At 39.5% G+C, this 11,751-nt stretch carries 9 protein-coding genes and 1 rRNA gene; all 10 read right to left on the bottom strand.

Going from position 1 to position 11,751, the window contains the following annotated elements:
- Positions 1-296: 296 nt before the first annotated feature.
- Positions 297-1,655, bottom strand: a complete 1,359-nt coding sequence (locus tag AC3WSK_RS25045) for an acetyl-CoA carboxylase biotin carboxylase subunit (protein ID WP_492414891.1) — start codon at positions 1,653-1,655, stop codon at positions 297-299.
- A gap of 15 nt (positions 1,656-1,670) precedes the next feature.
- Complete coding sequence (locus AC3WSK_RS25050; RefSeq protein ID WP_492414892.1) at positions 1,671-3,305, bottom strand: AMP-binding protein; 1,635 nt, start codon at positions 3,303-3,305, stop codon at positions 1,671-1,673.
- 23 nt (positions 3,306-3,328) lie between these two features.
- Positions 3,329-4,471, bottom strand: a complete 1,143-nt coding sequence (locus AC3WSK_RS25055) for an acyl-CoA dehydrogenase (protein ID WP_079559297.1) — start codon at positions 4,469-4,471, stop codon at positions 3,329-3,331.
- An 87-nt stretch (positions 4,472-4,558) separates the two neighbouring features.
- Positions 4,559-5,209, bottom strand: a complete 651-nt coding sequence (locus AC3WSK_RS25060) for a TetR/AcrR family transcriptional regulator (RefSeq protein ID WP_079559798.1) — start codon at positions 5,207-5,209, stop codon at positions 4,559-4,561.
- Positions 5,210-5,643: 434 nt separating this feature from the next.
- On the bottom strand, positions 5,644-6,696 hold the full coding sequence (locus AC3WSK_RS25065; protein ID WP_492414893.1) for a YkvI family membrane protein: 1,053 nt from the start codon (positions 6,694-6,696) through the stop codon (positions 5,644-5,646).
- Between the two features lie 185 nt (positions 6,697-6,881).
- Positions 6,882-7,988: an o-succinylbenzoate synthase gene (menC, locus tag AC3WSK_RS25070; RefSeq protein WP_079559295.1), complete on the bottom strand. Its 1,107-nt coding sequence runs from the start codon at positions 7,986-7,988 to the stop codon at positions 6,882-6,884.
- A complete protein-coding gene (locus AC3WSK_RS25075; RefSeq protein WP_492414894.1) occupies positions 7,963-8,802 on the bottom strand; it encodes a GNAT family N-acetyltransferase in 840 nt (279 codons plus the stop codon). Before AC3WSK_RS25075 ends, menC begins: the two co-directional genes overlap by 26 nt.
- Positions 8,803-8,847: 45 nt before the next feature.
- Positions 8,848-9,963 (bottom strand): M20 peptidase aminoacylase family protein, encoded by a 1,116-nt coding sequence (locus AC3WSK_RS25080; RefSeq protein WP_492414895.1) that lies wholly within the window; start codon positions 9,961-9,963, stop codon positions 8,848-8,850.
- A gap of 5 nt (positions 9,964-9,968) precedes the next feature.
- Positions 9,969-10,835: a MurR/RpiR family transcriptional regulator gene (locus AC3WSK_RS25085; protein WP_079559292.1), complete on the bottom strand. Its 867-nt coding sequence runs from the start codon at positions 10,833-10,835 to the stop codon at positions 9,969-9,971.
- An 829-nt stretch (positions 10,836-11,664) separates the two neighbouring features.
- Positions 11,665-11,751 (bottom strand): 5S ribosomal RNA (gene rrf / locus AC3WSK_RS25090); the annotation flags it as partial.

Genomic DNA, 11,751 nt, shown 5'->3' on the forward strand with positions numbered 1-11,751 from the left:
AATAACGCAACCGCACTCATTGTTTAAGTGCGAATGCTTTTATCAATTTCGCCTTGGCGTAATTGCGTCCGGATTTTGAATTGTGCACAGACCTGCACGAGGGCCGACACGATGTCGGTCATTTCGGTAATGCCACAGGACGTGGCGTCTTTACCGATGCAGGTCAGTTAGCCGTTTTCGCAGGATGCGAAGGTGTTAGGCTAACATCCTTTATTCATTCCTTTTAAAATCCGTGACATCCGCCGGAGGCCATTATCTACATTCAGCAGGAATCTGCTGAATGAGGATAAGTGTTCTTACTTCGTCTCTGCTAATTGAGGTAAATAATATTCATCCACAAATTTAGTCGTTGTATAGCCCTTTAAAAATTGTTCATGTGTCACTGTTTTCAACAACATCGGAATATTTGTTTGAATACCTTCTACTTTATAAACTTTAAGTGCCTCAATCAGTCTTTCACACGCAATTGCTCGTGTTTCTCCCCACACGACTAATTTGCTAATCATTGGGTCGTAAAAAGGTGTTACCGCAGTGCCAGCCTCTACGCCGCATTCATGGCGAATACCTTCACCTGTAGGCAATTCAAATGCCGTAATGGTGCCTGGAGAAGGGAAAAAGGTCGATGGATTTTCGGCGTAAATACGTACTTCAATTGCATGCCCTTCTCTTTGTATGCTCTCGCGAGTAAATGCTAGTGGTTGTTTTGCCGCAATTTTTAATTGCTCCTCCACAAGATCTAGTTTTGTAATTTCCTCCGTCACTGGATGTTCCACTTGTAGGCGCGTATTCATCTCTAAGAAATAAAAGTTTTGCTCCGCATCTACTAAATACTCAATCGTACCAGCATTTACATAGCCAATATGCTGAACTGCCTTAACTGACGCATCTAGCATTCTTTTTCTTGTTTCTTCAGAAATGAATGGAGATGGTGCTTCTTCCACTACTTTTTGATTTCTACGTTGAATCGAACACTCACGTTCAAATAGTGGTACGACATTGCCATCAAGGTCTGCAATAATTTGTACTTCGACGTGATGAGGATTCGCAATAAATCGTTCCATATACATCGTGCCATCACCAAAGAATGACTGTGCACGCTTTTGATTCCCCTCAAAGGCTTTTGCCAACTCCTCGGCATTTTCAACGAGCTGCATACCGATCCCCCCACCACCAGCAGAGGCCTTTAACATAATCGGATAGCCTAGACGGGAAGCAATTTCAATAGCTTCCGCGACATCTTTCACCGGTGTCTCTACACCTTCAACAATTGGTACACCTGCAGCTTTCATTGTTTTTCGAGCTTCTAATTTACTGCCCATCGAAGCAATTACGTCCGCGCTTGGTCCAATAAATACGAGGCCCGCTTCTGTACAACGTTTAGCAAACTCAGCGTTTTCTGATAATAAACCATAGCCCGGATGAATTGCGTCAGCGCCGCTTTCCTTCGCTACTTCAAGAATACGATCAATATTTAAATAGCTTTGGGCAACAGGTGGCTTTCCAAGGCAAAATGCCTCATCAGCATCCTTCACATGTAAGCTTTCAACGTCTGCCTCAGAATACACCGCAACTGTTTGAACATTTAGTCGTTTGCATGTTCTTATAACACGTCTAGCTATTTCTCCGCGATTGGCAATTAACACCTTCTTGAACATTCACTGACCCCCTTCTTACTTCACTGTTGGAACGAAATTTTCTCGTAATTTAAACTTTTGCACTTTTCCAGATGCAGTCATCGGATAGTCCTCGATAAAGAAAATATGTCGTGGTATTTTATGTCTAGAGATTTTATCCCGACAATAATCTCGAATCTCTTCCTCTGTTGCCTGCTCTCCTTCTCGCAATATAATCCAAGCTGCCGCTTCCTCTCCATAAACAGGATCAGGAACACCTGCAACCTGTACATCTGCAATTTTGGAGTGTGTGTAAAGGAATTCTTCAATTTCTCGAGGAGATATATTTTCACCGCCACGAATAATCATATCTTTTAAACGCCCTGTTACACGTACATAGCCCGCCTCATCCATCGTTGCCAAATCCCCGGTATGCAGCCAGTTATCCTCATCTATTGCAAGAAGCGTTTCTTCCGGGTTATTATAGTAACCTTTCATGACTTGGTAGCCTCTCGTACATAGCTCCCCTTGCTCATTCGGCGCAGCTTCTTCGTTTGTACCAGGAATGACAATTTTAACTTCTAGATTTGGCAATGCACGGCCAACTGTTTCAACCTTTAACAGTAGCGGGTCATTAGCCCTCGTTTGTGTAATAACAGGTGAGGCTTCTGTTTGCCCGTAACAAATCGTAATATCCTTCATGCCCATTTTGTCGATAACGGCCTTCATAACCTCGATTGGACAGTTAGAGCCAGCCATTACTCCAGTACGCAACGTTGATAGATCAAAAGACGCAAAATTCGGTAAATTAAGCTCACTAATGAACATCGTTGGCACGCCATGTAACGCGGTACACTTTTCTTTTTCAACCGTTTGTAACACCTCAGTAGGTGAAAACTCTTGTACTGGAACCATCGTCCCACCACTAGTAGTAATCGCTAATGTTCCAATTACACAGCCAAAGCAATGGAAGAATGGGACAGGGATGCACAAGCGATCTTCGTAAGTTAAACGCATACATTCTGCAATATTAATCGCATTATTGACTAAGTTATAATGCGTTAACATAACACCTTTCGGAAAACCTGTTGTTCCTGAGGTATATTGAATATTAATAACATCATCATAATGAAGTGCTTGCTGTCTTTGATCTAATTGCTCCTCCGTTATTTGCTCTGCAGCAGATAACACATCCGACCAGTTTAGCACTCCGGGATATTTTGTCTCGCCAATTAAAATAACATTTTTTAATAAAGGTAGTCGCTCTGATTGCAAATTACCTGGTTCACAATGTTCAAGCTCTGGACATAACTCTTGCAGTGTATTTATAAAAGAATGGTCTCGATAATTTTCAATTAAAATAATCGTTTTTGCATCGGATTGCTTCAATAAATATTCCAACTCGCTTGAACGATAATTAGTGTTTACAGTGACGATTGGGGCTCCCATTTTACCTGTACCAAATTGCAGCTGCACCCATTCTGGAACATTAGTCGTCCAAACTGCAATATGCTCACCCTTCTCTATTCCAAGAGCCATCAACCCTCTAGCGACTAAACGGCTTTGCCGATTGAGCTCCTCATAAGTCATACGTAAATCCCTATCTGCATATACTAATGCTTCGCGTTGTGGATATTTTTCAGATTGTTCATCTAGCAATTGACCAATAGTTTGATACACAAGTTCTGCCATGAAAATCCCCCTAGTTAAGATGATTAGCAACCAATTAGACGAGAAATAACGAGACGTTGAATTTCAGAGGTACCCTCACCGATTTCCATTAACTTAATGTCACGTAGATGACGCTCTACATCGTATTCTTTCATATACCCTGAACCACCGTGAATTTGAATTGCTTGATTACAAGTGCGGAAGCCCATTTCAGAGGCGAATAATTTTGCCATTGCCGCTTCCTTCCCGAATGGTTTCTTTTGATCTTTAAGCCATGCCGCCTTATGTACTAACGTACGTGCAAGCTCTATCTCCATTGCCATATCGGCTAATTTAAATTGTATTGCCTGAAGTTTTGATATAGGTGCACCAAATTGTTCACGTTCTTTAGCGTATTTTAATGCTTTCTCATAAGCTGCCTGTGCAATTCCTACTGATAATGCAGCAATGGAAATACGCCCACCGTCTAACGTATTTAAAAATTGGCTAAATCCACGTTTTTCATCCCCTAAAAGATTAGCCCTTGGTACACGAACATTTTGCAAAATAATCTCACATGTATTGGAGCCACGTACACCCATTTTGTCGTAATTGCAGTTGATCGTTACGCCAGGAGTGTTAGTTGGTACAATGATAGATGAGATAATTTTTTTACCATCTTCACGTTTACCTGTCACTGCTGTCACAATAATTTGGCGTGCAAAGCCCGCGTTTGTGATCCAGCATTTTTCACCATTAATGATGTAATCATCACCATCAATTACAGCTGTTGTAAGTGTTCCACCAGCATCTGAACCTGCATTTGGCTCTGTTAGACCAAACGAACCTAATGTTTCCCCCTTCGCTAACGGAACAAGCCATTCTTGCTTTTGCTCCTCTGTGCCGAAATTGTAAATAGGCGAAGCACCTAAGCTAACTGCTGCTGCATAGCTTAATCCTGTACCGCCACACGCACGGCCGATTTCTTCAACAGCAAGTGCATAGGAAACAGTATCTCCGCCTGAACCGCCGTACTCTTCAGGAAACGGGATCCCTAATAAGCCTAGCTCTGCCATCTTTTTAAAGCTCTCTATTCTCATCGTCGATGTCTCGTCAACCTCACGAGCATACGGTTTAATTTCTTTTTCAGCAAAGTCACGTACCATATCTCGAATCATCTCTTGCTCTTTCGTTAGTTCAAAGTTCATCCCCAGTCCCCCTAATGTTTAATTTGCCATAGCAGATTTCGTTCAGATGACAGCTGTAATAAATGAATACCGACCAGTCGGTTTGTATTAAATATTAATAAAACCAGTCTTTTCTGCTGGCTTCTCCTTGACCATAAATTGAACCGCTTCGTCCTTTGCTTGCTCAGTGACAATCGCACGCAATACCATATCCGTAAATACTTCTGTAATTTCCTCCATTGTTAATGGACCTGATTGCTTAAACCATTTATATGTCCAGTTAATCATCCCGACAATAGCCATCGTTACAATAGTACAAGGTAGTTCTGTACGAAAATCCTTTGTTTGCTGGCCTTCCGCTATGACTTTTTGTAAAATATCCCGATATTGATCTCGTTTATTATGAATAATTTCACTATATTCCTCCGGCAATGAACGGCTTTCCTCATAAAAAACAGTAATATGTGCTTGATACATATCAAATACTTGTGTCAGTGTTTGCAGCATTGCACATAAACGTGTAATCGGTGTCTCGTATTTGTCATATGCCTCCTGTGACTGTTTAATCACATACGAAATAAATACATCATGAATTTCATACAACAGTTCATCTTTCGATTTAAAATTATGATAAAATCCACCCTTTGAAGCACCAATGTATTCAACGATGCGATCAACAGTTACATTGTGATAGCCATCTTGCTGAAATAGCACTACAGAAGCGTCAACAATGCGTTGTTTTAATGTTTTCTTTACCATAGGCATCTATCATCCTTCTTATAACTCTTTACTTAATCACTCTTTATAATTAGAAAAGGTTTCTGGTCATTGCCATAATGTGTGCTTGATTTCCGTTCCGACTGAGCGCTTTCCTAAGGGCGTCCAGTCTCTATGACATACGTTTTAACAATATGCAATGCCACCCTATAATTCTGGTGACAACCCCTTATTTTCCCTAATTATTAAAAAACTATGACACCATTAATATAGCATTCTGAAAATTCAGTGTCTAGCATCTATATAGATTTTAATTAATTTTTCGAGAATTTATTTTACATAAAGTAGAATTTTAAAAACCACCACAAATAAAAAACCTACAATTACTGTATGCTTTCCATCTTATTTTTATTACTAAAATCTCAAAAAAATTCCCTAGTGCTGTACAATAACACTAGAGAATCTACAAAACATAGTTATGAAGCTTTTGGTATTTTTCGTAACCACGAGATAATGATTGCAATAATTAATGCAAAACCTAAATAGCCCATTGTTGAATAAACCTTTCCAACTAATGTCGTGAACCCAACTAAACTCGCAACAAAGCCTATTAAACCAATTACCACAATTCCTATTTTAAAATATTTATGGTCAGGCGCTATAAAACGTACTGTAAATGCGTAAAGCATTCCTACAGCCGTATTGTACATCATGTCTAATAAAGCAATAGACATTAAAATCCCCACTACAGGATGAATTTGTTTGGCTAACTCTAATGTTGGCATTGCTGTCTCACCAACTACGTCCATTTTAACGAATAAAGCAATATTAATAAGTATGATTAAAACACCGAGCATAATACCACCAAGAAAACCGCCTAAACCAGCAATCTTGCGCTCTTTAACCGTTCCCCCCATAACAATTAGCATCGCTGTACCAGCAGCTATGTTATAAGATACATAGAGGAGTGCCCCTACTAGCCAATTGGAAGCCGCAGATGATTGCTCTTTCGCTAGTACATTCTGTTCTGCAATTGTTAAATCCATTGTGAAAATAGAGTAAATTAATATGATAAAAACGATCCCCATCAAATATGGCGTCACTAAAGCTATTATATTAATAATATTTTTCACATTTAATAGCAGCGTTAAAATCGTAATGATTACCATGAAAATGCTGCCGATCATCGGGTTCATACCAAACATTTGCTCAAACGTTGACCCTGATCCCGCAAACATAACAACTGCCACACCAAATAAGAAGAACGTTATGACTATATCTAATAGTACGCCAACATAGCGCCCACCGATTTGATAGATTACCTCTTTATGAGATGTCGTTTGTGAATCTGCCCCTAATTGCGCTAGACTCATCCCTAAAAACGCAAAAGCAATTGTTGCGACAATTCCTCCTGCTATACCGTAAAGGCCAAAACTCGTAAAGTATTGCATAATTTCTTGTCCTGATGCGAAGCCAGCACCAACGATTAATCCTACAAACGCGCCACCTATCTGCCAACTTTTTTTCATAGAACACCTGCTTTTCTATTTAAATCAATTATGCCTCGGCATAATTCCGTGACATCCACTGGAGGCTATAGGCCAACAAATGTCTTATGCGTGAAAGCGTAGCGCCAGCAACAGCACGATGTTGATCATTCAGGCGTTTTCACAGGATGTGAAGTTCTTAGCCTGAGCTCCTCTATTTAGTCACATTATTTATAAGTTTTCTGTGCTACTGTAAACAAGTCGATCGTCTCTCTATTTACTTCATAACCGATACCCGCTTTTTGAGGAACTTCAATAAAGCCGTCCTTCACCACAACTTCTGGGTCGATAATGTCTTTTTCCCAATATCGACTGGAACCTGCTGTATCGCCAGGTAAAATAAAATTCGATAATGTAGTTAACGCCACATTATGTGCACGACCAATACCCGACTCAAGCATGCCGCCACACCAAACAGGAATGTCATTTGCCTCACAATAATCATGTATTTTCTTAGCTTCAGTTAAGCCACCGACACGTCCAATTTTAATGTTAATAATTTTAGTACTGCCCAATTCAACAGCTTTACGTGCATCCTCTAATGAATGGATACTTTCATCCAAGCAGATAGGCGTATCGATTAATTTTTGTAAAGCTGCGTGATCGATAATGTCATCTGACGCCAATGGCTGCTCAATCATTGTTAAATTAAAAGCATCTAGCTGTTTAAGCGTTTCAGCATCTGTGAGACGATAAGCTGAGTTCGCATCCGCCATAAACGCCACATCTGGGAACGTCTCACGTAATATACGCATTACTTCTACATCCCAACCTGGTTTGATTTTAATTTTCATTCGTTTATAGCCTTCATTCACAAAACCATCTACTAACGCTACTAAGTCCTCGATTGATTTTTGAATACCGATACTGATTCCAACTTCAATATTGTCCTTTTTGCCACCAAGTGCAGCCGCGAGAGATTGATTCGTCTGTTGGGCATAAATATCCCAAATAGCACCTTCTATCGTTGATTTTGCCATATTATTTTTACGAATCGGTTTAAATAGCTCATTGACCTCATCCGGATGCTGAAGCTCTTTATTTAAAATAAGAGGAATTAAGAAATCTTCTAGCATGTGCCAGTTCGTTTGTAATGTTTCCTCGTTGTACCAAGGAGAGTGGAAGGCGACAGATTCTCCCCAACCGATTGTTCCTGATTCATCTTTAACCTCTAAAACTAAAAAATCCTTATCATCAAATGTGCCAAAGCTTGTTGTAAATGGTTCTTTTAATTTCATCTTTAAATGTCTAATGGTAAATTCCGTTATTTTCATATTGCTTTGCCCCTTCCAGTCCTAAAGTTTCTAATTTAACGAGAACATACTCGTTGTAATTTTCTTGCTGTTGCAATTGAACAGCTGCATAACCTTGTGCAAATAATTGTTGTAATAAGCGTCTCGTTTTGAAGCGCCAGTCCAATGCTAATGCCGGATCTTGCAACTTCAATGCTTGAAAATCCTTTGGTACAGGCAGCGTATATAAATCGTTGTTATATTTCAAATTTTCAGTTACTTCTAAACATAGGAATCCTTGTTCATTTTGTACACAACTAGCTACTGGTATGGCATTCTTTGCGTCTATTGAAACGCTTTTATTGACGTAATCAGAGGCTATATACCAGCTCACCTCAAAACGATCAGAAGGTAACCCCTTATTTAAACCATCCTGCATTTCTCCATAGCAATTTTCTATATACGTATAACAAATACCATTTAATTTGGAGAGATTAAGATAACCATTTCGTGTCTCCAGCGGATCAAAGGTCCATACCATTAAATCATAGCCCCGTTCTATAGCAATGGCTTGCTGGGCATATTTTAATTTTTCACCTATTCCTTGAGAACGGTAGTTTTCTTCTATCCCCAACATATGGGAACACAAATAGCTTTTGCCCTCTCGAAACCCCGAAAAGCCATAGCTAAAGCCAACTAATTGGTCACCATCATAGGCACCCACAACGATCCCACCATTTTTCACAGCGGTTAACGTTTGATGAATGGGAATAGAAGGCATCCCCCAAATGTTATATTCCAATTGCTGAACTTGTTCCAGCTGCTCGATTGTCTTTATTTCTCGTATATCAATCATCCTATCACTTCTTTCTATATCTTTATCCTAAATGAACGGCTCGTTCTATAAAGCTCGTAAAATTGCTCTCGTAATAATGCTCACTCCTGTAATAAGCCGCTCTCGATTAAAGGTCATTTTCGGATGATGTAAGCCTGGTGTTACACCACAACCTAAGCCAAGCATTGTTGATTTAAGGTTCGGACGCTCATACGTATAAAAATGAAAATCCTCTCCTCCAGGGGTAACGACTGGTGGAGCACATGCGCTTTCCCCAACCACATCAATAATAGCGGAATTCATATGCTGTAAGGCCTCATCATTCACTAATGCTGCAACGATATGTGCATCTACAGTTAAAGAAATTTCGGCTCCATACATCGCTTCAACCGATGCTTTTACACGTTCAACACCATCCGTGAGAGCCTCCATTACTTCATTTGTTTGTGCCCGTGCATCAATGCTAAATGTTGCTTTCCCAGGAATAATATTTGTAGAGGTTCCTCCTGCATTAAATTGCGTCATTTTGACTGACGAAGAGACATTAGGGTCTGTCCAGATTTTTTGTAAACCTTCAATAATTGCGGACCCTACCTCAATGGCATTAATGCCAAGTTCAGGTCGTGCGCCATGAGCCTCTTCTCCAATAATAGTCCCCGTAAAAAGCTTTGCCGCACCGTGATACAAGGCCGGGGCGTACGTTCCGTCCCGTAATTCTTTCACCGGACGAACATGGACACCAAATAAGTATTCTAGAGGATCAATAAGCCCCTTTTCAACGAATGCTCGGGCACCCTGTGCTTTTTCTTCAGCAGGCTGAAAAAGAATACGTACTGCACCGGGAAGCAAGTGCTCCATATCCTTCAACGCTAGTGCTGTCCCAATAGCCATCGTCATATGACCATCATGACCACAAGAATGATTCGCCTTAAATACATCATCTACTTCCTGCCATAGTGCATCGATATCCGTACGAAATCCGACCCTCGGTGTTCCTTTCCCAATATCTACATACAGTCCGGTCATGTCTTCGAATAACTGAGGCTCCATCTGTGCCTCCTTCAATAAATTGGCGATGTACTTCGTTGTCTGCTTTTCCTGCCAGCTTATTTCCGGATGCTCATGTAAATGTGTAAAAATCTCCGTCAATCTCGGCTGTAAGTTTTGTAATACTTGATTCATATCATTCAACTCCATCGATTTGCTAAAAAGCTATTTTGGAAATCATCATATTTTACGCGTTGATTTTCATAATAGTCGTGATCCTGTGCAGTCATACCTGCAATTAAAGTATTTAAAAATGAAATAAGTGCTGGCATTGCATCAATCGTAGACATTTCTTGTTGTTCATTTATAAAAGTAATCGTCGCATATTGTGTAATAGGTGCAATTTTAGAATCTGTAATGCCAATGATTTCACAATGTTTCTCTTGAATTTCAGCTGCAAATTGAATCGGCTCTTTAAAATAGCGATGGAACGATAAAATAATGACCACACTATCCTCATCAATTTCTTGTAAAGCTCTAATGATTTCACTAGTATCAAAATCTAAAATCACGACGTTAGGACGCAGCATATTTAACGTAAAATACAACCATTGTGCCGCTAAATGGGACGAGCCATTCCCAACAATATAGATTTTTTTCTTCGTATGCAGCAGGATGGAAGCACGATTAAAATCTTCTTCGTTAATGTTCTTTGCAACGTTTAAAATGCTAGATGCATCCTTTTCCATCGTTTTTTCATAAAACCGCGGCGTTTCAAAAAGCGCCTGCTTTGATTGCAAATAATTTTGCAAACTACTAGTATTCCCTTCATTGAATAAATGCATCGTAATCTCACGTTGCAACTCAGCATAACCCGATAATCCTATAGCGTAGCAAAAGCGGATAACTGTCGTTTCACTTACCCCTGCTCTCTCCCCCACATAAGCAGCTGAATGAATACCTGCAGTCTGCATATTTTTGAGAATAAAGACAGCTACCTTCTGCTGACTCTTCGAAAGCTCCTGGTATTTATGTTGAATGACTTGGTGAATTGTTTGATTACCCATCAAAGAAGTACATCCTTTTTTATTTTATTTTTGAAGTTTTAACTTCATTCTGCATGATACATAGCCTAGCATAGTTTTTTCCACAATTCAATATATTTTCTGAAAGTTCTGTTTATATCTTCTGAAATCAATGAAAATGGCTGTTTTTTAAAAGATTGCTGCTTTTCAACCAATCGAGTGGGCTTGTTCAATAAGCAGGAATGAATTTTCGTTAATCTTTAACGGTGGATTTGTTTATAATTGGTAACCCTTGTTCGTTTCGAACATTATAAAGTACAGGGGCAGGAAAGTTATTACTTAATATTAGGAGGGATGTAGTAAGTGTTTATGAACCGTTGTATATTTTCTTCTTTTTAATTTTGCTTAGTTTGATTTATATTCTAGTAACTATTTATACAATCTGTAAATTTAATATGATCGGACTATTACTGGTTATTCTGTCTATATCTAGTTATTTGTTAATTGATAAATATATGTTTGATGCAGATGAATACTCTTCATTATTCGGGTTAGGCTTTCTTGAATTGACACTTCTATCATATCCGTATATTTTTCTTGGATTATCAGTTGTTTTTGGAAAAAAGGGTGAGCGTAGTTAGAGGTGGCTTTCGTTAAAGATTCGGTTTGCGGAGAATAAAAAAGCAGAGTTAATCTTAAGAAATTAACTCTGTTTTGCTGAATTCAAGATTTTGTGTAGCATTCTAGTCTTGCAAAAAGAAATTCTCCCACTTAGGTTATCGTCCTATACACCTTGAGGAAGGAAAGTTCTCTCGTTCTATAAAACTGCAAACAAAAAAGCCGAGGAATAAATCCACGACTTTTTTCAGGTGCCTAGCGATGTCCTACTCTCACAGGGGGAAGCCCCCAACTACCATCGGCGCTAAAGAGCTTAACTTCCGTGTTCGGTATGGGAACG

It is taken from the genome of Lysinibacillus sp. EB271-A1-10B, from assembly GCF_058791335.1.